At 43.7% G+C, this 23,824-nt stretch carries 17 protein-coding genes; 8 read left to right on the forward strand and 9 right to left on the reverse strand.

Annotated elements, in window-relative coordinates; genetic code table 11:
* Positions 1 to 364: 364 nt before the first annotated feature.
* The 4 genes from Q0R52_RS08540 to Q0R52_RS08555 all read right to left on the reverse strand — a co-directional run bounded on the left by Q0R52_RS08540 (position 365) and on the right by Q0R52_RS08555 (position 4,060).
* The gene (locus tag Q0R52_RS08540) at positions 365 to 715 is read right to left on the reverse strand and encodes a hypothetical protein (protein WP_295793954.1); all 351 of its coding nucleotides are present in this window, start codon (positions 713 to 715) and stop codon (positions 365 to 367) included.
* Between the two features lie 90 nt (positions 716 to 805).
* Positions 806 to 1,975 carry an aldose epimerase family protein gene (locus Q0R52_RS08545; protein WP_295793955.1) on the reverse strand — a complete coding sequence of 390 codons (1,170 nt, stop codon included), beginning with the start codon at positions 1,973 to 1,975 and terminating at the stop codon, positions 806 to 808.
* A 71-nt stretch (positions 1,976 to 2,046) separates the two neighbouring features.
* Positions 2,047 to 3,594 carry a carboxylesterase family protein gene (locus tag Q0R52_RS08550; RefSeq protein WP_295793956.1) on the reverse strand — a complete coding sequence of 516 codons (1,548 nt, stop codon included), beginning with the start codon at positions 3,592 to 3,594 and terminating at the stop codon, positions 2,047 to 2,049.
* 199 nt (positions 3,595 to 3,793) lie between these two features.
* Complete coding sequence (locus Q0R52_RS08555) at positions 3,794 to 4,060, reverse strand: hypothetical protein (RefSeq protein WP_295793957.1); 267 nt, start codon at positions 4,058 to 4,060, stop codon at positions 3,794 to 3,796.
* Between the two features lie 718 nt (positions 4,061 to 4,778).
* Between Q0R52_RS08555 and Q0R52_RS08560 the strand changes: the two genes are divergently transcribed.
* The 3 genes from Q0R52_RS08560 to Q0R52_RS08570 all read left to right on the forward strand — a co-directional run bounded on the left by Q0R52_RS08560 (position 4,779) and on the right by Q0R52_RS08570 (position 9,801).
* Positions 4,779 to 5,279 carry a HEPN family nuclease gene (locus Q0R52_RS08560; RefSeq protein WP_295793959.1) on the forward strand — a complete coding sequence of 167 codons (501 nt, stop codon included), beginning with the start codon at positions 4,779 to 4,781 and terminating at the stop codon, positions 5,277 to 5,279.
* A gap of 224 nt (positions 5,280 to 5,503) precedes the next feature.
* Positions 5,504 to 8,548 carry an AAA family ATPase gene (locus Q0R52_RS08565; protein ID WP_295793961.1) on the forward strand — a complete coding sequence of 1,015 codons (3,045 nt, stop codon included), beginning with the start codon at positions 5,504 to 5,506 and terminating at the stop codon, positions 8,546 to 8,548.
* Positions 8,545 to 9,801 carry a hypothetical protein gene (locus Q0R52_RS08570; protein ID WP_295793963.1) on the forward strand — a complete coding sequence of 419 codons (1,257 nt, stop codon included), beginning with the start codon at positions 8,545 to 8,547 and terminating at the stop codon, positions 9,799 to 9,801. The genes Q0R52_RS08565 and Q0R52_RS08570 overlap by 4 nt, the downstream gene beginning before the upstream one ends.
* Positions 9,802 to 11,016: 1,215 nt before the next feature.
* On the opposite strand, the gene Q0R52_RS08575 is transcribed toward Q0R52_RS08570, so the two are convergent.
* A complete protein-coding gene (locus Q0R52_RS08575; protein WP_295793965.1) occupies positions 11,017 to 12,735 on the reverse strand; it encodes an ATP-binding protein in 1,719 nt (572 codons plus the stop codon).
* 240 nt (positions 12,736 to 12,975) lie between these two features.
* Here Q0R52_RS08575 and Q0R52_RS08580 point away from each other — a divergent pair, with 240 nt between their 5' ends.
* Positions 12,976 to 14,730, forward strand: coding sequence for a hypothetical protein (locus tag Q0R52_RS08580; RefSeq protein WP_295793967.1), 1,755 nt, complete (start codon positions 12,976 to 12,978; stop codon positions 14,728 to 14,730).
* A gap of 503 nt (positions 14,731 to 15,233) precedes the next feature.
* On the opposite strand, the gene Q0R52_RS08585 is transcribed toward Q0R52_RS08580, so the two are convergent.
* Positions 15,234 to 16,040, reverse strand: a complete 807-nt coding sequence (locus Q0R52_RS08585) for a phosphotransferase (RefSeq protein ID WP_295793969.1) — start codon at positions 16,038 to 16,040, stop codon at positions 15,234 to 15,236.
* 72 nt (positions 16,041 to 16,112) lie between these two features.
* Between Q0R52_RS08585 and Q0R52_RS08590 the strand changes: the two genes are divergently transcribed.
* Positions 16,113 to 16,589, forward strand: a complete 477-nt coding sequence (locus Q0R52_RS08590; RefSeq protein WP_295793970.1) for a hypothetical protein — start codon at positions 16,113 to 16,115, stop codon at positions 16,587 to 16,589.
* A 17-nt stretch (positions 16,590 to 16,606) separates the two neighbouring features.
* A complete protein-coding gene (locus tag Q0R52_RS08595) occupies positions 16,607 to 17,023 on the forward strand; it encodes an ester cyclase (protein ID WP_295793972.1) in 417 nt (138 codons plus the stop codon).
* Between the two features lie 51 nt (positions 17,024 to 17,074).
* Here the strand turns inward: Q0R52_RS08595 and Q0R52_RS08600 are convergent, their stop codons facing one another.
* The 3 genes from Q0R52_RS08600 to Q0R52_RS08610 all read right to left on the reverse strand — a co-directional run bounded on the left by Q0R52_RS08600 (position 17,075) and on the right by Q0R52_RS08610 (position 20,559).
* On the reverse strand, positions 17,075 to 17,860 hold the full coding sequence (locus Q0R52_RS08600) for a LuxR C-terminal-related transcriptional regulator (RefSeq protein WP_295793974.1): 786 nt from the start codon (positions 17,858 to 17,860) through the stop codon (positions 17,075 to 17,077).
* A gap of 129 nt (positions 17,861 to 17,989) precedes the next feature.
* The gene (locus Q0R52_RS08605) at positions 17,990 to 19,327 is read right to left on the reverse strand and encodes a sorbosone dehydrogenase family protein (protein WP_295793976.1); all 1,338 of its coding nucleotides are present in this window, start codon (positions 19,325 to 19,327) and stop codon (positions 17,990 to 17,992) included.
* A gap of 179 nt (positions 19,328 to 19,506) precedes the next feature.
* A complete protein-coding gene (locus tag Q0R52_RS08610) occupies positions 19,507 to 20,559 on the reverse strand; it encodes an NAD(P)/FAD-dependent oxidoreductase (protein WP_295793977.1) in 1,053 nt (350 codons plus the stop codon).
* 279 nt (positions 20,560 to 20,838) lie between these two features.
* On the opposite strand from Q0R52_RS08610, the gene Q0R52_RS08615 reads away from it, so the two are divergent.
* Positions 20,839 to 21,516 (forward strand): hypothetical protein, encoded by a 678-nt coding sequence (locus Q0R52_RS08615; RefSeq protein ID WP_295793980.1) that lies wholly within the window; start codon positions 20,839 to 20,841, stop codon positions 21,514 to 21,516.
* 95 nt (positions 21,517 to 21,611) lie between these two features.
* Positions 21,612 to 23,666 carry a M13 family metallopeptidase gene (locus Q0R52_RS08620; RefSeq protein ID WP_295793983.1) on the forward strand — a complete coding sequence of 685 codons (2,055 nt, stop codon included), beginning with the start codon at positions 21,612 to 21,614 and terminating at the stop codon, positions 23,664 to 23,666.
* The last annotated feature ends 158 nt before the right edge of the window (positions 23,667 to 23,824 follow it).

The following is a 23,824-nucleotide window of genomic DNA, read 5'->3' on the forward strand; positions in this document are numbered from 1 at the left end:
TCCCCTCCTTTTTCAGCGGGAATAATAACACCACCACCACTACGGTCAACGCAACATATACGTTCGTTAAGTTTCCCGCTGCATCCGTTAATATCCCCTTACCTGTAACAAGGTCCGCTCCCCAAACCACTTAATCTCATACCCCGTTACAGGCCGCGCCGCAAAACCATCCGGCATCCATACTCGCCTTTCCCCCCCGCTGCCCCAGCCCCAATTCTCCCGGCGCACTACCAAATGGCACTTCCAATGCATGCCGGCTTAGTTCCTGTTCTTCGACCTTTACTTTTTCCCCATCTTTTTGGGAGTAACGGTGAACTGGCCTGGAAAAGTCGTAATGAAATTTTCAACCTGACAACTTAGGGGATTATTTTGCAGCATCCTTCTTAAGTTCGAAAGCCACCGGGTTGCCATTGAAAGACATAGAAAGGCTCATTACATCCCCTTTCACAACACCTTTAATAGGAACATCGTTATCCATTATCGGTATGGTAAAACTTAGGCTATCGCCTTTGATAACACCATTTTTTATTTGTACGACATTTCCGTCAGGCCCCTTATGGGTTCCCGTCAGCGTTGTGCCGTCTACCTTGAAGTCGTAAGAAATGTCAAACTGGTCGTTAACTCTTCCGGTCCAGTGTCCGGTAATGTCAGCGGCAAAGCAAATGGCAACAACTGCCAATACTAATAAAGCGGATAATAAAAATTTCTTTTTCATAATAAATAATTTAAAAAGGTTAATGACTATATTGATTTAAAATTTAGATAACGATTTGATTTTCTGATGGTAAGCGAAACCGGCTTATACTTACTTCTCAAACTTATACATCGTCTGAGTTTTATAGATTTGACCCGGTCTTAAAGTAGTTGCGGGAAACTGCGGTTGATTAGGCGAATCCGGGAAATGCTGGGTTTCCATAGCGAACCCTGTGCGATGTTTGTCTTTTTCGCCATATTTCATGGTGTTAGCACCGCCCATAAAGTTGCCGCTGTAAAATTGCAAGCCGGGCTCTTCGGTATAAACCTTCATCACAATGCCGGTTTTATCTCCTTTAACTGTAGCTACAGGGGTAGTAAAGCCATGCTTATTTAATACAAAATTATGGTCATAACCCTTGCCGTTTTTTATCTGCTCGTTTGTATCGTTTATATTCGCGCCGATAGTAGCTGTCACAGTGAAATCAAATGGTGTGCCTTTTACCGGTTCAATTTTCCCGGTAGGTATTAGTGTTGCGTCAACCGGGGTGTAATTATCGGCATCTATTTGAACGATATGATTTAATATAGTACCGTTGCTTTCGCCATTCAGGTTAAAATAGCTATGATTGGTCAAATTCACTACGGTAATTTTATCGGTAGTAGCTTCGTAGCTGATTTTCACTGCGTTATTATTTGTTAATTTATAAACTACTTTAACACTTAATGTACCCGGATAGCCTTCTTCCATATCTTTGGAAACATAGGTCAATTCCAGTGTCTGGTTGTCTGTTTTTTTTGCATCCCAAACTTTGCGGTCAAATCCTTCTTTACCGCCATGCAGGCTGTTCGGCCTATTGTTGATGAACATTGTATAATCCTTACCATCCAGGGTAAAATGCCCTTTTGCGATACGATTGCCATAACGCCCAATAGTTGCCCCATAATAGCTTGCCCCGGCTTTAACATAACCATCGATACTGCCGCAGCCCAATACTACATCTGTCATCTTACCTTCATGATCAGGTACTAACAGGCTCACTAAATGGCCGCCATAGTTGGTAATTGCAGCTTCCATTCCGTTTTTGTTTTTTACTACAAATAAATGTGTTTGTTTACCCTTAATGGTTTTTTCAAAGCCTGAATCGGCGGGCAGCTTCCCGTAAATAATACTATCTTTCACGGATGTTGCTATTGTTGTTTTATTGACCGATGGGCTAAAGGCGACAAGCATTGCCGCACCGGCAGTTAGGATGGTCAGCGATAAATTCCTTAAATTCATTTTATAGTTATTAATTTGTTTTTATTAGTTACTGAGCTCGTTATAATTGTTAGTTTATAACAAATAGAAAATTATTTACCCCAGGCTTCACCTTCAGGAGAACGCCTCCATTTGAAATATCCATCCAATACTTTTAGCGATGCAGCGCTGGGGACGGTTCCGGCGTGCGCAGTTTGCGAGAAGTACATCACCACAGGGTGAGCCATATTAAATGCAGGCCAATTAGGCTCTCCCGGCCCGTTAGGGTCGCCATATTTTGCAAAGTTTGTCCAATAGGTGCCCATCGCATCCGAAATATCCAGGTCTGTTTTACTGGTTTGTGGGCTTGAAGTATCAAGCGTGCCGAAAACATACGCTACTTCCTGCCCATGCGGCGACCCATAGCCCGCACGGGGCGAGCCTGGCGGATATTCGGGATGCTGATCAAAATAATAATAAAAAACCTTAGCCTTACCGCCCTTCGCCTGCAAATTTGCCCAGCTCCAGGTTTGCCAGCCAAAGGCGGCATCGCGTGAAAGATCACGGGCAGTTTTTGCAACCGTATCCGTGCCCGGCGGATAAGCCTTAATAAGCTCGGCAGCGAATTTGCCATACCGTTTATTTACCGCAGCAATATAATCTTCTGTGGTTTTTGGTGGCGAGAAACTTGCGCCTTCGTCCGAGTTGTAACCCACCAATATTGGGGTTTCGTTATATTTTCCGGCGTCATAAAGTTTGTATTGGTCGTCGGGTATCACCCAACCATCAACAATGGGCCAGGCAAGCCCGCGCACCGCAGGCAGCTTATTTGCATCCACCTTTCGCAAACTGGCAATTGATGAAAACCCGGCACCTTTAACATAAGCTTCACCCGCAGCTTCCGCCTCGGGCAAGCTTTTCATATTTTCGCCCGGATAGGTTGTAGTGCGTGTGGGACCAAATGAGCCGCCGCTTTCGGAAATAGCACCCTCGAACAGTCCTTTGGCCAGTGGGCTTGCGCATAACATGCTAACCGCAATACCTCCTGCCGATTCACCGAATATGGTAACTTTATTTGGATCGCCCCCAAAAGCGGCAATATTTTCCCTTATCCATTTAAGGCCAGCGATCATATCCAATAAACCATAGTTCCCTGAAACATGGCTCGGACTCTCGGCGCTCAGTTCAGGATGTACCAAAAACCCAAGCTGCCCTACACGATAGGCTATACTTACCAGCACTACCCCTTTTTTAGCCAGCTTTTCACCGTTATAAGTTGGTTCAGCTGTACCTCCAAAGTTAAAAGCACCACCGTATATCCATACAAGGACCGGAACTTTGTCAGTTGGGGACTTAGCCGGTGTCCATACGTTCAGGTACAGGCAATCTTCACTTTTTCCTGATGCAGAATTGCCGCCTTGCATAGGTTCCGGAGCGAATTTATCGGCACGGCGCAGGCCATCCCATTTTGCTGCGGGTTGCGGCGGGCGCCAGCGAAATTCTCCAACCGGGGGCGCCGCAAAGGGGATGCCTTTATATATGGTAAGGCCATTTTCCGCAGTTCCCTGCAATAATCCCTCGCTCACCTTAACGGGCGCAGGCTGCGTATTAGCAATTTCAGCAGAGATCGTTAAGGCAAGAATAAAAATCAGATGTCTCATAAATGGTTATTATTATTTTGATTTAGTATTTCCATTAGGATAAGCTTTTTGATGTTTTAAAGACAGTCAATAATCAGCACCCTGTATTTTATGTCCAGGCAATTCCAACTTTTTTGTGCCACATCTTTTTCAAGCTATTCAATAACGCTCTGCAGTAAAAATGCAAATGGTCGCAGATTAAGGGTTGAACTATCCATCGCTATTTGTAAGTAAATTTTATGCTTTTGATTAATATGGTATTAGCGGCACTGATGGGAATTTCACGAATACATCGTTTTTGGTCTGTAATGCCCCTGAACAACTTACTGAAGGTTTTCCACTGGTTGTTACCTGTTGCAATAACAGGTATTGTTGCAATCAATTTGCCATTCTGCAAATCATCCAGCCATGTTTCCAGCTTTCCGTTTCCCTTAGCGGAAGCTGTCACTTCTACAGTGACTGGCGGCCGGTTACCCATTTCTACCATAGTATATGCTATGGGTCTAAGTTCTATTAATGATTTATTAATTTATGCCATTTTTTGTCAAAAAATCGCAACAAATGTCTAAACTAATACAAAATGCAGTTTCAATTCACTGGCGGGACAGTCAGGCGTCTCCATGGGGACAACGCGCTAAAACGTGCGAATATTCATACAGTAGTTAAATTGTTGATTGGCAATTTTTCGTTTTCTGTCGCAGCAACCAAAAAAGGCTTGTATTTATTTTTGCCCGCCCGCTGCTCCAGGCCCAATCCTTCCTCGTACTGCCGGATGGCAATTGCTTTTTACCCACGTTTTGATGATTATTGCCTTAGTAGCTTTTTATGCCCGGTTTCGCATAGCACAATCCCTGTAAAAACTTCCCGCTAATCTTCCCCCGCCTGTAACAAGGTCCGCTCCCTCCACCGCTCCATTCCTTACCCCATTACAGGCCGCGCAGCAAGAACCGTCCGGCATCCCTCCTTCTTTGCCCCAGTGCTCCAGGCCCAATTCTCCCAGCGTACTGCCAGATGGTACTTGCTTTTTTCCGGAAATTATTTGATAATATTTGTCTTTGGTAGCTTTTTATATGCCCAGGTTCCGCCACACACAATATCTGCTTTCTATTTTACCATTCTACCCCGCCGGATTAAACTCGTTCATTTTATTTGCGAATGAATTTAGAATTATTGAATTTTAACGGAACTTTAATCACAATTCTCTAATGGGTAATTACGCAGATTTCGAATACGAATTTATAGAACGGACACTTCAACTGATTAGCCAGTACGAAAAGGATCTGAATCAATATGACTTTTATGAACAATATAATTATACGCTGCTGCTTAATTGCTTGACAGGCCTTATCGTTATGCCGAAAGAACGCATCATCGATGCTATCCCAAATGACCGGCTGCTTTCGCAGATGAAAAAGGAAATGGGACTACAAGATACGCAGATCAACCCGGACTTCGTAACAGTCAAAGACCTTGCGATAGCCCTTCGGCATTGCGTTGCTCATTTTTCGATTAAGGTCGAATCTGTAACACCTGCGTTTTTAGTCGACAATATTGTTTTTTATGACAATCAGAAAGCTCCCGGTTACATTGTCGCAACTTTCAAAGCAAATGAGCTACAGCCGTTTGTGCGTTATTACGGCAGCTGGCTGTTAAGTAATCTTCAAACCAAAAAAAAATTCAAGTTGGGGGCAGGAAGGCTGACTTAAGCACTTTTCTTTTCTAATCTTTGCCAGTGATTATCTCTCCGAAAACCCTCTGCAGACACAATGTTGGCGTACAATATCATGTCTTGGATTTTAATAAATTTAAGTTGTAGTAACCCATTGTATTACTAGCTTTATAGATTAATATATTCCAGTCATTCCCTATCGCTTTGGCGTATTTTAACTCTGACGTGGAGAGTAGATTAATTTAAATTTTAACTTATTAAATGGCATTTAAACCTGACCTGATCACTAAAGATCACATCTTAAAAGCGCTTGAGGAAATCGACGCAAGCGACGAAAAACTTAATAAGTCTACGCGCTTTGACCTTGCCGTGAATGGTAAACTTTATCCACCAAAAGAGGTATTGCGCCGCGCCCATTTTTTTGCGACAGGCGAGCACCTTTGGGAACGCCCGGGAGGAGGTCCTACCAATACATTCCTGCAAAACTTTGGCTTTTTAATCCAGGGGAAATCGGAGGATCAAAGTCCCTTTTTCGAGCTTATAAAGCGTTATAAAGAATTGTTGAGCAAAGAAAGGCTGTCGGATGAGATGTACAAATGGGAACTTCTCAAACAATTTCAGGGCAGGCCTGATATGAACGCCCCGGATCTTTACACCGAGATCAAGTCCGTAAAGTTTATGAACTTAATTTATGGGCCGGGAATAGGTGTGATTTTCAACCTTGCGCAAAAGCAGACGGAACCTTACAGGGAATGTCTGAAACAATTATTTGAAGATGGTACTGAACTAACTGAACGGATCAGGAATTTCAGTCAGACTGCTTTTAAATTATACAGGGAGATCGACCAGCAGCCCAACCACCTGCCTCACCATGATGAGCGAACGGCAGCTACTTTGCTAACCTATCACGATCCGTCCAAATACACTTTTTATAAAGATTCTTTTTACCAGATCCTGTGCCGCATTACCGGGGAGCCCCCTGCGGAACCCGGACTTAAGTATGTGCATTACCTGCGTATAGTCAGTGATTTTATCGACGGCTTTGTAAGTGGGGATGCCGAATTGCAAAATTTGGTTAGAAAGTTGAAATCCCCGAATTGCTATACGGATGAAAACAATATGATCCTCGCACAGGACATTCTATACCGCATGCTGGAGATTAACGGAAGAACCTTCAAGGGGCTGATGGAAGAACTTGCACAAACATTATCAGATGAAACAGAACCACCGCTTTTTTCAATTATGCAGGAAATCAGTGGGAGGCAAGGGCAACGGGATTGGATGTGGGCCAGCGATGAGTCAAAACTCCTTGGCTCAAAGTTAGCGCATTACGAATTTGAGATACTGGCCGGCAAACGCGATAAGGTCAATATCTGCCTCCACTTCGAAGATGAGTTGAATAAAAAGGTATTCTGGGAAAAGATTGGTAAAACACTGCCTGCCGGTTTAGAATGGTTCCCCTGGCAACACGCTAACTGTATACGCCTGGCGGAACCCGTCAACTTCTTCGGAGAACAAACTATTACAAATCTCATCGACCGCCTCAAATTTTTTGACCAGGCCATTGGTGACCAGGTTAGAAATATTGTTAAGGAAATTAAAACGAACGAGCTTAAACAAAAAATTAGAATGAGTCAGCCACTTAATCAAATTCTGTACGGCCCTCCTGGAACAGGGAAAACTTACCATACCATCAATAAAGCCTTGTCGATCATTGACGGCGACATAGAAGGACTCACCCGCTCCGCACTCAAAGCCCGTTATGATCGTTACGTTGACGAGAAACGTATTGTCTTTACAACATTTCACCAAAGTCTCGGCTATGAGGATTTCATAGAAGGCATTAAGCCGCTTGAGCCCGCCCAAAATGCTGCCTCCTTGCAATATGAGATCAAACCCGGCATTTTTAAGCTGATCTGTAACGCAGCGCGCTTGACAGCCGACGTTAAAACGCAAAAAGTGCATGACCTGGCCAACGTACGATTTTACAAAATGTCTCTCGGTGGTTTACAAAATCCGCACATCCATGACTGGTGTATCAAAAACAATTGTATCTGCCTGGGCTGGGGCGGCGACCACGATTTTGCTGACTTCAAAAAGATCACGCTTTGGAGAGAATATCGCAATAAGTTTCAGAAGGATCTTCCTGACCTTGTTAAAGATAGCAGGTATAATATCACTGCCATGTTTACCTTTCAGAACATGCGGCAGGGCGATATCGTTGTGGTCTCTAAAGGCAACAATATTGTAGATGCCGTCGGTCGTGTGACCAGCGATTATTATTGGAGTGATGAGAATGACTTTGAATATTACCAGTTTAGGAAAGTAGAATGGCTGGCGGTCAACCTCAACCAGACGCCGGAAACCTTCTTTCGTAAAAAAATCAGTCAACAAAGCATCTACGAGTTTTTTGATGAGGATATCAAACACGATGCCTTCACCGACCTGTTCCAGCCGGCTAAACAGGATCATAAACCTTACGTGTTGATCATAGACGAGATCAACCGGGGAAATGTATCCCGTGTGTTCGGTGAACTCATCACCCTGCTGGAACCGGACAAACGTACCGGGAATAGTGAAGCGTTGAAAGTTACACTTCCTTATAGCCGTGATGAGTTTGGGGTACCTTCAAACCTGTATGTAATCGGCACAATGAACACTGCCGACAGGAGCGTCGAGGCACTGGACAGCGCGTTGCGCAGACGGTTCAACTTTCTCGAAATGCAGCCGCATCCTGAGCTCTTATCACCGGAAAGGATGTTTTGGCAAATGCTTTGGGATTATGGCGACAGCGACTGGGCCGATAATGATTATCTGGTGGCTGAACGGAATTTGATGGAGTTATTTGGAGTAACCGACGAGTTAAAAAGTAGCTTAAAACGGATCTGTGATAGCTGGGGAAACATTCAGGACGAGGCCCAGATCGATGAGTTAAAACACGAATATTTCACTGGTATCGATCTCCAAAAGTTGCTGACCGTAATCAATCAGCGCCTGGAATTGCTAAAAGACCGCGACCACCTGATCGGCCATGCTTACCTGATCAGCGTTGGTTCTGTGGAAGACCTGATGAGCCGATTTAGGAATAACATTATCCCACTGTTGCAGGAATATTTCTTTGGCGATTACCGAAAGTTGCGTTTGGTATTGGGCGAAGGCTTTATTAGCCATACCGTAAAAAAAGCCTCGTTTGCCTACAGGGACGATGAGGAAATGGATAGTAAAGACCTGTTTGCAATTAACGAACATGCGTTCGCAACTAAGGAAAATTTCATGGCGGCTTATGCGAAAATAAACATCGGATGAAACGGCTCAGGCAGTATTTCGAATACGACCGCATAAACTTCGAAAGGGAAGCGTTTACTCTGGACGAGATCAAATCTTTACAGGCTTTCAGCGACAAAACTTCCTATTACGACCTCACCTATGGCGGCATCCGGTTTAAGGAATTCGTTGGTGTGCTCCAGGTGGGAAGCCTGACGATTGAGGTGTTGCCTAAAATTGACCGGGACGATCAGGAAAAAGGCAAGTGGCGCAACATCTTACTGGATATGCTCAAAGAATGCCGTTTACTTCATCCGGAAACCACGGGCTTTGCCGATCTGCGGTTGCGCGCCAATTCCATCTTGGAATTGTACTTTGAATTGTTCCTAAGCGAGATTAACGATCTCCTGCGCCAGGGGCTGATCAAAAGATACCGGGTCGAAGCCGACAATCAGTACGCTTTAAAGGGTCGGCTGTTGTTCAATGAGCAGATACGCGAGAACATGATCCATGCCGAGCGGTTTTACACGGAACATACGGTATACGACCAGCATCACCAGATACATCATGTACTTGGCAAAGCCCTCCGGGTAATCGCGGATCTTGCCGGTGAATCACACACTGGCGTTAAGGCAGCTGCTGTCCTTCAAAATTGGCCCGAAAACGATAAGCTTGTCGTAACAGAGCAAACTTTTTCCCGGTTTCAGCTAACTCGTAAAACACAATCTTACCAGGCCGCATGGCAGATTGCCCGGCTCATTTTGCTGAATTACCACCCTGATCTGCGACAAGGTAAAACGAATGTGCTTGCGCTTATGTTCGACATGAACATGCTTTGGGAAAAGTTCGTCTATAATCGCATCCGCTCCGCTGCAAAGGGTTTAGGATGGTTTGTAAGTGATCAGCGGGAATATAAATATTGGAAAGGCGATACGGGTACCAAGAAGCTGATCCCGGACATCCTCATCGAACTGGTTGACGGCCGGAAGATCGTGCTGGATACAAAATGGAAACGGCCGGTTGACGATAAGCCGGATGACCACGACCTTAGGCAAATATTGGCTTATAAGTTATATTTCAAGGGCGATCATGCATATCTTTTATATCCCTGTTATAAAAAAGACAGCTTTTGTGTGGATGGGAAATTTGAACCTAAATCATATGATGATATTGATCTGGTCTTCAGGAATGAATTTACCTTAAAAGGCGGACAAATGTTCTTGAATTTATTGGATGATGACAAACTGATCACTAAAACAGCTTTTGCAAAAATGTTCTTACAATTCATTAAATAGCTGCGAATACAGGCGACGGGGGAAGCGTTCCCCCTTGGACCAGGAGCTCACGGTGGGCTTCGAACCACTAAATAGGTCTTTTTAGAAATCTTATAATTATAGTCGGACTATAATGCTGTTACAGTAAACAATTCTATCATTGCACCCGGTAATCCGCCCCTACCTGTGACAAGGTCCGCTCCCCCCACCACTTAATCCCTTACCCCGTTACAGGCCGCGCGACAAGAACCATCCGGCATCCTTCCGTCCCTTTCGCTCCCGTTGTCCCATTCTAAATTCGCCTGGCGCCCTGCCGGATGGTACCTGCTTTTTCCTGAAGTGATTGAAAAGAGTTGCTTATATATAGATATTCTCAGCGGTGACGAAACGGGCACTTGACAGTTCTATCACTTTCCTGTGTTTTAGGAATTGCTTAAGTGTCAGTGACAATGGCTGGAGCATGCCGACGGTTTCCTTAAGCACCTTTATTTCGAGTCTTTCTTTGCTTATAGCATTAATGATAGAGTTATGTCATTCCCTATAACGTTCCGGCGTGTGACCGCGGCCAGGTGTAGCCGATTGGGATCGTCGGTCACTATAATTTGGGGGAATTTGAGGGTATGGGTTACTTTTCTAAAGAAAAGTAACAGATGAAAGAAAAACCGTTTTACCTGATTGCAATCCAACTAAGTTGGATTGCAATCAGGTAAAGTGAATGAACATATATCATAACTCATCCTTTAAAACGCGATTGTTTTTTATTTTTTTTATTCGGGAAATCTTTAAAGACGAACAAATATAATCAAAATCACATTAACAACAAATCAGGTAAATTTATATAATTTGCATTCTGTCTGGGTCAGGAAAAATCTTCAGATTGAAGTTCAGATTTAGTCGTCTAAACTAATTCTTGTGGAATTTTCAGAGTTCTTGTGGAATTCTTAGATTTTTATATAGGATCAGTCGGAGACTTTCTTTTGTCGAATTGGAAAATGAATTTCAAGTTCATTAGGTCATCTTTTCGGATTAGTCACTCTTTGATCCAATGATTTGCCTATAAGATCTTTAGAAGAAGTCATATTCTCCTTGATCTGAACTCTCAAGACATAAGAATGTTCTCATAATTGTTCTTGACACGTCTTCTTCTATCTAGTCGTCTATTCCAGTAGTCTTGGGGAATTCCTATCTATATTGTGGAATTAAGTTAGACTAGATCTCTTCTCAGATCTTCTCTGACTACTTGTCCAGATCATTGGGTTTATATTTATGATTTAAGAACTCTTCTACTTGACTGAAAGGACTCTTGCCATTAAATTTAGAGGATATTGTATACTTAGTTGCAGCTCCTTCCCCGGACTTTTCCAATACCTTATCGTCTAAGAGCTTCTCAACAAGGAATTTAACTTGTTCTCTTTTTAATCCCCCCTCAAATGAATTGACAAATGTCCCCATCTTTACCTTGTCCTCTTTCTTAAAAGTCTCCAGAATAATTTCCAATTCCTTGACAATATAATTTCCGATTTTTAAAGGTTGTTTTGTCAGTTCCTGATAGGTATTTCCAAGAACGAATCTTTGACTGTTTCCACTTCCCACTTTTACAATTAATTCTTCTTTTTCAAGTTTTTGAATGACATCATTATGAATTCCCGAAGAAAGTCCTTCACGAACTTTCGCAAGTCCAATAATATCATAGACACTAAGCTTTTGATCCACTGAAAGAGCGTCTTGGGCCGATTGAATAAAAACATTGAAAGCTTTATCCGTTACTGACCCTTTTAAAACTAGAGAAACCTGGAATGGATCTGAATTAGAATAATCCGGTTCGGCTTTACCTTCTGAGAGCGTAAGGGAATATATCTTGTCTACTCCTTGCCCGGAACGCTCAACCAGACCAGTCTTGAGTAAGACGTCTGCCATCAGTCTGCTCCTCGGAGTACTGTTTACAGAGAGCAAATTCTCGAGATTTACGCCCAATGGAAAACCTCCGGGATTGTTAATAATGAGTTTCTTGGGAAATTGCTTAATGACAATTTCGGAGGTCAAACGATAGTCGCGATGCGCAATTGCATTTAAAAGCGCCTCACGGATAACCATTTCGTTAAATACAGGAATGTCAATAATATACGGTCCCAAATTATGATGCTCAACCGTGTTTCTCGAACGAATAATATTCCAGACATTGTCGATGCCAATAAATAAAGGCTCATTAATCTCCTCCCGCCAATCATGTGCAATTTCAGATTCTAAACTTCTATATTCAATGATGACTTTTGATTGAGGTATATATTGTTGCAATGCCTCCTTTTTACCTAACAAAATCAATGCAGCATAGGTAACCTTGTCTGATTTGATTAAGTCGAGATCAGAAAGAACTTGTTCATTACTTAATGATCTGAATGCCTGATTTTGTTGCTTACTGGCATATCGTTGTTTTAATACGTCAATTGCAGCTTCGTCAAGGTCGTCAATCGTTAGTCCCTCGCAAATCTTTGCAGAGTAGTCAGGTTCTTGTTCAGACAGGACTTTGAATAATTCTTCATCTGACATATTCCTGAGACTTTCGCCGATTCGCATTAGGGGAACACCCTCATATTTCATTGGCTTTCCAACCGGACGGGCAGGAATAGTCGTAACAATCACCCGTTTGCCGTTTTCAAAGAGTTCATCGATTTGCACACGAATTTTTAAGTGACCATAAACGCTGTCAATCAGATTTCCCAGTTCCCTATCAGCGAATTTAGTTCCTACAACTTCGTGCGGGTACCTGTCGCCCATCCCTAACACAAGCATGCCCCCGCCCTCGTTACTTAACGCTACGACATAGCCCAAAAAGCATTTTCTCCGGTCTGCTTGGTTAGTATGCTTTCCGCCGTTATAAGTAAAATCCTTAGAAGCAGCTTTAAATTCAACTTTATCTTCAGATTCTCTTTTGGTCTTTAATTCTTCAATAGTCATAGATTGCTATAAGAAACAAAATTAAAAATGTTTTAACGTTTATTTATAAGACCGTACTTATATCTTAACATAATTAAACTTAAGTCTAAATATCGCAGAAAGCTGCAAATGAACAAAGAAATCGAATAACTGAGATTCAAACAATCGTAGGTGGGCAAAATTTATCTTTACACATATAAGAGTATTAAATCATATTATTCTTAGTCCGAGTATCCTAATTTTACAATTTAAATTCCAATAATGACTGAAATAGAACTTGAAATTGAGCGACTTAGTAAAAAGGTTAAAAAAGAAGTTTCCCAGTTTGAATTGGAAAGCTTCGCGGGCTACCTCACCTATTTCATTAAACACCGACCCGACGGGCTTGACGATCATCCGTTAAATAAATTCCGCTCCAAATTGAAAGACTGGTTGTATTTAATAGCACTAAATGCATTGGCAGAAAAACGCGGAGAAGAAATTTTGGGATTGGAAAACGTTGATCTTATATCCGGTTGGGCTGATGACTTAAATAAAATAAAAGATCTATATCAGCAACAAAGCTTAGGAGATATTGATAATGTGGCTGACTTAACAAATAGGTTTATTCATCAGGCTTCATTTCAGACCTTTTTTGATAACGGCTCTTTAAGTTACATGGAGCAGGATATTGACCGGCTAAAACGGGTATTCACCCGGTTCGACAAAACTATAGAAAAGTTATTTGGGGTAACGGTGGATATTATTGTTCGTTGGATCAGATATGCCGAAGAAGTAAGTCAACGCAAATTTCGCGAGGTTAACTCTTATCAGGGTACAAAGGAATTCCAGGAACTTATCCTGAATATCGACGACAATAAAACTTTTGAACAAAAGCTTGAAAGCCTCCCTGACTCTGTGCGCGATGCGTTTGATAAATTTCACGAATGCACGCATGCCGAATTCAAATTCAGAAAAGAGGAATTCTATGCGCAGTTTGCAGAGAAAACCACTGTTCGCCTATTGGGAATGGTGGCGATGTTTCCTAACCCAGACCCGAAATTCCTTTTTTATGCGCAAGCTAATCCAATCGAACAAGCTCCAATTATGATATTGCCCACCGGCGAGCTATTACATGTTTATCAGAAACAACTGCCGATTGCATTTAGTAGTTTTCTTTATCGGTTACTTTTGAATGAGCCTGGTATTGCGGATAAACTTCGTAAACACAGGGACCAGGTTTTGGAAGTAAAAACAATTGAAGTTTTCAAGAAACTGTTTGGACAAGCAAAGGAAGCGTTTTTCTACACTAACTATCGCGTTGAGCATAATACCGAACAGGATATCTTAATATTATACAAAGACACGGCTTTGATCATCGAGGTGAAAGCATCTAAATTCAGGGAACCATTCCGAAACCCTGAGAAGGGCTTTGAGCGGATAAGGACCGATTTCAAAGATGCCATTCAATATGGGTACGACCAATGCTTACGCGTTGAAGATAAATTCTTTAGCGACGATCAATTTGATGTTATTGAAAACGACAAGGTTATCCATACCGTTAACCCTAAGCGCTTTAATCATATCTTCTCTATAATTGTAACATTGGAAAGATGGGGCCCGGTCCAAACGGATTTAAACCTGTTATTAAAGAAGGAACCTGAAGAAGACTTTCCGTGGTCTGTTTACATAGATGATCTCGAAACGTTCGTGCTGGCGTTAAAAAAACAGTTTAATAACCCGGTAGCAAATTTTACGGAGTTTTTACGCCACCGCCGTAGGATTCATGGCAGAATGTACGCTACAGACGAAATGGATATATGCGGCACTTATATATCCAACAAAAATCTCTATTTAAAAATGGCGGCAAACAACGGCGCCTCAATGACATTTTCGCCCGAGAACCAGGGGGTTTTCGACGAATTGTATTACACGGGGTTAGGCTTTGAAGATGAATTTTTTATTGATATCAAAAGAAAAAGAAGACCGATAAAGAAGGACCGTATTAAAGGTTATGTTATTAATGCAAAGAAGTAATCATTAATTTTTGTAGCTTTTTATGCCTGGTTTCCCAGTTATTCGTTACCATTTAAATAACAGATCGAATGCAATTTAAGGTGTCGGTATTTGGGCGGCCTGTTAGTTAGCATAGCAGGAGGTCTTGGTAGCTGAAACTATACGAAGAATTTGCTGCTTTAAAACAGGGGGTATTTGGGGAAATTGTGTCAAGGGTAGTTCAATTCCCCGATGGCTTGCCTTAAATCTGGGCACCAACATGACCAACTTCTAACCACTTAATGATTCGAGATTATTTGCCCAACTTCAATAGTTCGATCCTGTTTTAGGCTAATTGAGTTTATGAGCCCTTGCCGGACAATTCTCGAACTATTTCTTGGATGACTTGCGAAAAATTGCATTCTAAGGATGAGGTTCGATTCCCCAAGGGGCTACCATAAGGGAAAGTTGCTTATGAAAAGCTACTTTCCCATTTTTTATTTTCAATTACCGGCGTCGCCTCGGAACATATTTGAACTCTAATGCTATTCGATAGATTTCACTATTGTGTTAGCCGCCAAAAGGCATTGGTGCGCGCTGATTAGGGCCAGTACCCTTTTGTTTGGGGGCATTGTGTCCGAACGATAGGAGATCTGGATAAATTCTTTCAGTAGACCTAATTGCAATTCGAATAAGTGGGCCTTTTCATTTATAGCGGCGTAATTCGCCGTCAACCAGTTCAAGGCAACTATAAAATTATCATTCTTGCCGTCCAAATCGATCGGCTGCAAATGGATAATTCTGTTCGCGACGGCAATATCCCGGGGCAGAATCGCCGGGTCGAAGTAATCCGCAGTGCCATTATCGAGCCCGTTGGTGAAGATGTGAACGATCAACCGTGCATAGTCCAGGCACCAATATTGATGACCGATCGCCCCGGTATCGATGATGACCGGACGGTGATTACCCTGGACTAAGACGTTTTTAGAATGAAAATCACCATGGGACAGCACCAGTTCCGAAGCAAAGGCGGCGGTCAGGGTCTTCGCCGACTGGAGGTTGCCATAATCGTGTACGATCATCAGACGCCGGAAATCATCGAAATCGAATGCGTGGCCATATTTTTCGATCACAGGCTTGAGCTCGTCAAAGGATTTTCGGGCTCTTAACAGTTTCCCTTCATCGATTTTCTCGAAGATGTCAGGCCAGTAAACCGTTTCCTGTCTGTTCGTCCGGTAAAAGTTTGCCAGCGAGTTGTCTTCCAAGTACAACTGCGTCAGGAACTTTTGGATGTCATCTGGCTGCGTGCTGGCGCAGTTTAAATAGTCGAACAAGGTTTGCGCATCGCTCACGTTCTTGATCAAGAAGCCGAGCACGCTCTTATCAAACGATTCATATTCGTCTGCGGCTACGAAATTGGTCAGTTGCGAAGGGAACCGCTGGTAGAGCTCCTGCCCGTTCCGGTGCTCCTCGCGCAGGTTGAGTACAAAGGCGGCCGTAAAATGCGCGATGCTATAAAACTAAACGGACAAGCGGCTCCACTGCTTAATATCTCATTAAAAGAAGTTACAGATGCCGGCGCCATTCACGTTCCCCGGGTAGCCGGCGCCAGTTCGGGCTTTCCGTTGCTAGCAGATGGTGAAATATGTGACGTTTCAACCGTAATCTGGTGCACCGGATTTACAAGGGACTTTTCTTGGCTGCACAACATGAAAGAAATAATTGACAGCCATAATTACCCTGTTACTGAACGGGGAATAGTTAAAGGTTACAATGGGCTTTATTTTCTAGGAATGGCTTTCCAATACGCTATTACGTCCACCTGGATACTGGGCGTGGGGCGGGATGCAGAATTTATAGCAGACCACATTGAAAAGAATACGCATCAAGTAAGTTCATAACCTAAAAACCCGCAATAATGCAAACGCTTTCTGAAAAGAATAAAACCGTAGTTATCCGGTTTAACAAAGAATTTATAGAAGCTGATAACCTGGACACCTTCAGCGAACTGGTGGCCGTGGATATGATTAACCATGCGGCAATTCCAGGCACGTCATCCGGTCCGGATGGAATGCTGCAGTCGATAAGGGGGAGCCTTAAAAAAGGCTTCCCCGATCTGGAGGTAGAAATAGTTGAGCTCATTGCAGAAAAAGACCTTGTAACCGCGCAAAAAATATTTCGGGGCACACACCAGGGCACTTTTATGGGGATACCCGCCACGGGCAAAAAGATCCAAATTAGCTCCTTAGAAATTATCAGGATTAAAAACGGGCAATATGTCGAACGTTGGGGTATTAGTGATATCAGCGAAATTATAAAACAATTAATCGCGTAATGATCGTTTCATTGACTTATACCAATATAGGGTTTCCAGTGATTTGACCATTTACAATGAAAATATCCTCGAGGCCTGCCTGATCAATTCCATGGAGTTTTTTGCGTTTAGTTTCACAAGGAGATGCCGCCGGTGAGTCTCCACGGTATTAATACTGATGTGGCACCGGTCCGCAATCATTTTTGTTGAAAGGCCTTCGCCAACAAGCATTAAAATCTCTTTTTCCCTTTTAGTAATTATAGGCATCTCGGCTACGTGATGAAGAGCAGTGCCAATAGGCTCTTTTAACTTGGCGTTTTTAAGCATCATGGCCGCTTCCAAAACACGCGCATACGGCTCCTGAGAATTTAATAAATTGTCGAATTCGTTTGATTCACTCTTGGTACCGGGCGATAGTTCAATCTTACATAATATTTGCTGAGGCTTGCCCTGTTTATTCATCGAGAGGAGATATTTTGTATCTTTAAGCCATACGTTTTTACCTGAAGCAGTCTTTAACCTGTAACGAAGCACGATTGGCGTAGGCGCTTCATGGCTGAAATTCGGGTTCATCATGTCGCGGAACTTAGTAATAATAATATCAGAAATAAATGGAAGGTCACGCGGATCAATGAGCGAAAACCAAAAATCAATTCCGCCTTTTGCAAATTGCTCCTGGGAATAGCCAATGAGGTCCTTAGTAGCCGCCCCCAGGTGAATGTATTCGTGCCCTCCCTGGCACGATTGTAAAAAAATACAACACTTTTTGTCCTTCAGTACCTGGTCAAAGAAATCCTGGCCAATCTCAAAATCTTCAGGCAGGTAATTTTGTAACTCAAACCGTTGCGTCTTCAGCATCCGCATTCCATAATTAAATCTTGTAATCCGCACAGGATTAAAGTAGTTGGTTGTTGTGTTCAAAGGTAAAAATTTAGATTAAAAAAATAATTATTTGTAAAACGTGATGTTTTAGATTTCAATACATGTTCAATTATGGCTGCTACGTTTTCTAACATAACTTACCAGCCAGACTTTATTACCGGCATCGTCCGAAACAAATAAGGAGCCAGTTTTGGAGTTGGCAACTCCCGCAGGACGGCCATAAACGCGCCTTGTTTTTCGGTCGCATATAAACCCTGTTAGGAAATCCCCGCATTTGTCCGCGGGCTTGCCATTTAAAAACGGTATAAATGCAACGCCGTAACCCACCAGTTCGGCCCGGTTAGCCGAGCCATGCTGCGCAATAAAAGCCCCGTCGTAATACTTTGGCGGGAAGTCCTTTCCGTTATAAAAGCATAAGCTCAACGGGGCTGTGTGAGCGCCAAGGGATAGATCAGGCATGAGTGTTTGCTTCACCTTATCCGGATTCTCATTTTTATGAGTGGGGTCTTCGTGTGGACCGAAGTATGCGTACGGCCAGCCATAAAAACCTCCTTTTTTTACTTGTGTCAAAAAATCAGGAACAAGCTCGTCACCGAACCCATCTCTTTCATTAACCGCCGCCCACAGCGATTTTGTTTCAGGTTGAATGTCGAGCCCGTTCGGATTTCGCAGCCCATTGGCGTATATTTTTTCGCCCGAACCATCGGGGTTTATCTCCAGGATCGCAGCCCGCCTGAACTCGTTCTCTTTCCCATGTTCGCCATCGTTGCTCCCCGATCCTACTGCTACATATATTTTTGTACTGTCGGCGCTCAGGCGTAAATTTCTCGTCCAGTGGTTATTATAACCACCACGGGGCAGCGAAAGGATTTTATTGCCCTTGCTGTTAATATGGTTTTGGCCAGTTTTATATGGAAAACGCCACAGACCATCTGTATTGGCCACATAAAACCAGTCTTTAAAAATCAGCATTCCGTAAGGTTGGTTTAATCCGCTCAAAAAAACGCTTTTTATATCTGCGTTACCATCGTGGTTGGTATCCCTTAGCAAGATTATTCGGTTTGCACTTTTACCCAATTTCTGCGATGCACTGATGCCAATTAGGTTGGCGCCGATTTTTTTTAGACCGGATACCTCAGTGTTTGCCTCACTTACAAAGAGGTCGCCGTTTGAGCCTACAATCATATTGCGAGGATTATCGAGACTATCAGCAAATAATTGCACGCGAAAACCGGCCGGGGCTTGTGGCGTTTTACCCGGCGGCCAGCCGATGACTTTGCAATAGTTATGTACGGGTGCAGTTTGGTAGGCGGGCGGCAAACTTACTTCCTGCCCAATAGGGGTTACTACATGAAAGGCTTGTTTTGGGTCGGGGGCAGGCGTGCAGCCATCAATGATCCCCAATACGACAACCCAAACCAGCCCGTTAAATTTTCGGCACATAATCTTAATCACTTATTTCAAAAATTATTTCCAGGTGCGTCGCCGTTTAATTTGGTTCAACCGCCTAGTTTCCTTGACCTCACCCTGTTAAATGACAAAGCTGACCCTTTTCAACAGGTTTCGCAATCACGGAAAATGGTGACCCGCAACTACGCATTGTTTGCCTTCATCCGGGGGTATTAATCGAGTCGTTTGATTTGTTTTGCAATATATTTCGCATCGGAGCCAACTCCATAAACAAGGTGCGAGGTGGCGTTATGCTGAAACGGCATCCCCAACATGTAAAGTCCCTTTACCCCCTGAACTACCCCTCTTTTTGCCAGCGGCCAACCAAATTCAGTTTTCAGCTGAAACTTTATCCAGGAATGATCGGGCTGAAAACCGGTGCACCATATAATGATATGGGGGCGGATAACTTCGCCGTCGGTGCATTGGGGCAGCCCGGCTTTTACCCCTGCAAGGCGGGGCCTTCTAATCACCTGCGACTGATTGAGCCGTTCGTAAAGCATGGGCATAATGGCTCCGCCCCTGAGAAACCCCGGCCGCGCCTTTCTGCCTATCGGTGTCCGGGTTGATAGCACATGTTTTGATATCCACCAATTAAACTTTCCCAGCTTAAAAAGAATTGCAGGAAGGATGAAGGTTGGTTCGCCCGATAGCTGAGTCTTTCGTTTTCGGGAGATTTCGAGCGCGATTTCAATTCCTGATGCGGCCCCGCCAACCACCAATACATCGCCTTCAGGCAGCGACTCCTCGTTTTTATATTCCGATGAATGTATTTGTATTATCTCCGGACTAATCTCCGCCGCAAATGACGGGATTTTTTTAACACCGTTTCCAGTGGCTACGACCACATTGCTGCACTGGATGTTTGCTGCCTGGGTTTCTAACAGGTAGCCTGAATCAATTTGATGTAAGCCGGTAATACGCTGCCCTGTTAATATGGGTAAGTCAAATTTGGCAGCGTAAGCTTCCAGGTAACGTGCCATATCGTTTTTTGACGTTCTTCCATTAACCGGCTGTAGCGGCCCCATTCCTGGTAATTGATTATACTTTGAGGGTGTAAATAGTTTTAATGAGTCCCAACGCCTGCGCCAGTTGCTCCCAACTTGTTCGTTCTCATCCACGATCAGGAAATTAAGCTTCATTTTTTTAAGATAGAACCCCATTGCCAGGCCGGCCTGGCCGGCTCCTATTATTACAGTATCATATTTTAGCGAATGCTCTTTCATACTTATCAATTAATGCCGAATCAACTACCGGCAGCACAAAAGTCTGCCATTGCCCGACCGGAAGCAATAACGGAAAATGGGGATGGATACCGACTCTATTCAGTTGGTAAACCTTGTGGTAACGATACAACTACAGGCAGAATCCGGGGATGCTTTCAACGTTTATGCCGCTAGACCGACGGACAAGTCCGCCCTTGTTCCGCATAACAGAATACCGTGATTTTGGGATTTTCGCTATGCCTGGATAAATTTTAAATACAATTTTGCAGCAAAAAGCCTATGAAAAAAATTAATTATTTAATGCTTATTGCATTTGCATGCGCCATAATGGCGTGCGGAAAAAACGGTGCACCGGGGCCACAAGGTAATACCGGAAAAGATGGAGCTACTGGCCCGGCAGGGGTCGAAGGCCAAAAGGGCGCCACAGGATTAACCGGGGCTACTGGTCCGCAGGGACCAACAGGGCCACAAGGCCCGAAAGGGGCAACAGGACCGGCCGGGCCGCAAGGGCCAACTGGTGCAACAGGTGCAACGGGACCTGTTGGTCCACAGGGGCCAACCGGGCCACAGGGACCTGCCGGTGGCGTTAATATTAAAACGCAGCTGATAACGATAAAACCAACAGATTGGAAATTCCCTGCCGATAGTGGCTACCTTTACTACAGCTTTACCCCAACAGTTAAAAACGCGGGGCTGCTTGTTTACTACTTTTGGCCGGCTATTGGGAAAGGAGGGTATGCCCCTTTACCCGTCTTTACAACCAATTGGATTTTAACATTTGAAAATGAGCCAGCCGGAAAGGTTGATATCGTATACATTGGTGGAGGGAAAGTCAGGCCTACGGATGACCTTCCTTTAAAAGTTATTTCCTTTAGCGGCATAAGCCCCTCAGCTATGCAGGTTCAAGCCGGTTCTTTAAACTATGACGATGTGAGCCGTTACGCGGCATCTCATTAATTAAAACTTAGGGCGGCGGGCCAAACAGCGCGCCGCCCTATGCCCTGCCAAAGATTTTTTACTTGCCGGTATCAAATATCGATCAAAAATGAATTATGAAAATAATCAAACTTAACTTTTTTAACTTTAAGCTGCTTATGGTAAGCATAGTAGCAGCCGCGTCTTTAGGTTTCCGATTTGACTCCCAAAAAGAGCCTTTTACTGATTATTTTGACACGGCCAATATGGACCGCAGTGTGCGGCCCGGCGATGATTTTTACGCTTACGCCAACGGCACGTGGTTAAAAAAACATGACATCCCGCCAACCGAGGTTGTTTGGGGTGATGCCACGATAACCAAAAACGAAAGTTTTAAAAAATTAAGGGGACTACTCGAAAACGGCGGTTCGCAACAATATTTTGATTCCATGCAGCAAAAAGCATGTGATATGTTCAGGAGCGGGATGGATACCCTGACCATCAACAAAATGGGGATTACTCCAGCGAAGCCCGATCTCGACCGTATAGGCCGGATAAAAACGCCGGATGGTTTACAGCAGGAAATTGCGCTTGAACAATCTATGGGGTTCCGGTGTGTGTTTTTATTTAACGCTGTACCCGATTTGCACAATAGCGCAAAGCTTATTGCCAACTTTGCTCAGGGACTGTTAGGAATGCCCGAAAAAAGTTACTATTTTGATAACGACGCCGGCTCCAAGAAAGTGCGGGACGCTTATTTGAAATACATCACCAAAATATTGGTGATCACCGGGCATGGAAAAAAGGAAGTTGGCATTTCGGCAAACGATGTGCTGAAGCTGGAGACGGCATTGGCTAAAGCATCCAAAACAGAAAATGAGCTAAGAGAGGTAGATGCCAATTACAATCGTTATAGCGCAGGGGCCCTGAAAACCGCTATTCCGGGTATCAACTGGCCGGTTTTATTTAACGGACTCGGCTTTAAACCAGATTCGGTTGAAGTTGGGCAGCCGGATTTTTTTAGAGCCATGGCAATACAGTTGCGGGTAACCGGACTTGAAACCTGGAAAAACTACCTGCGTTTTCGATTCATCGACAATACGGCCGCTTACCTTGACCATAACACTTCTTTTGCACATTATGAATTTAATGAGAAAACGTTAAAAGGAAGACTGGCACCGAGGGAACGGGCAGAGGAAGTTACAATCTATGCCGATACATTAGTAGGTGATCCGCTGGGATATCTTTATGTTAAAAAATATTTTTCGCCGGTTGCCAAAGCCCGAGTCGACCAAATAGTAAAAAACCTGCGGGAGGCTTTCGAAGAGCGCATTGCCAGGCTTGACTGGATGAGCGAATTGACGAGGAAAAAAGCTATTGCAAAACTGCACGCTATCATAGCAAAAATTGGTTATCCGGATAATTGGAGAAGTTATGCCAGTGTAAACATAGACCCCAAATTTTATTACCGTAATGCAATGGCCTGCAAAAAATACCTGTATCAGGACATGATTACCCAACTAAAAGCAGGAAAAACTAACAGGCGAATATGGGACATGACCCCGCCGACCTATGATGCTGAATACACTCCATGGCTTAACACGATTGATTTCCCCGCCGGGATATTGCAATATCCCTCGTTTGCCGCCGACGCTGACGATGCAATTAACTACGGTGGCATTGGCTGGGTAATAGGCCACGAACTTACCCATGCCTTTGACGACCAGGGAAGACAATACGATGGACTGGGCAATCGCGTAGACTGGTGGACGCCCGAAGATGCAAAGCGCTTCGCTGCAAAGGCCCAGGGTGTTATTAAGCTTTTCGACGGGTTTAGTGTCCTTGATTCGCTACACGTAAACGGCGACCTTACCCAGGGCGAAAACATTGCCGATTTTGGCGGCCTGGCAATCGCCTTTGATGCATTTAAAAAGACTGCCCAGTACAAGACAGGCAAAAAAATCAATGGCTTTACCCCTGCGCAGCGTTTCTTCCTGTCGCATGCGCAGTTTGCACGCCGGAAAGAATCAGCCGCTTACGTTCAGGATATGTTAAGGACCAATCCTCACTCGCCATATAAGTTCCGTGTTAACGGACCGTACTTTAATTTCGACGAATTTTATACGGCGTTTAACATTAAACCCCGCGACAAAATGTACAGGCCAAAGGCCGCTCGGGTGGGCGTTTGGTAGCCGCGCTAATTATAACCGGATGTTTAAACATTACCCTGAAATTTAGAACCTTCAATATTTAATGAATGCCAGTACAGTATCGAGGGTTTTGTATCACGCAAATAGCACTTCGGACACAACTTTTAATATTTATTCATCGTTATTTTAATCTGATCATT

The organism is Mucilaginibacter sp. (assembly GCF_025359345.1).
Classification (GTDB): domain Bacteria; phylum Bacteroidota; class Bacteroidia; order Sphingobacteriales; family Sphingobacteriaceae; genus Mucilaginibacter.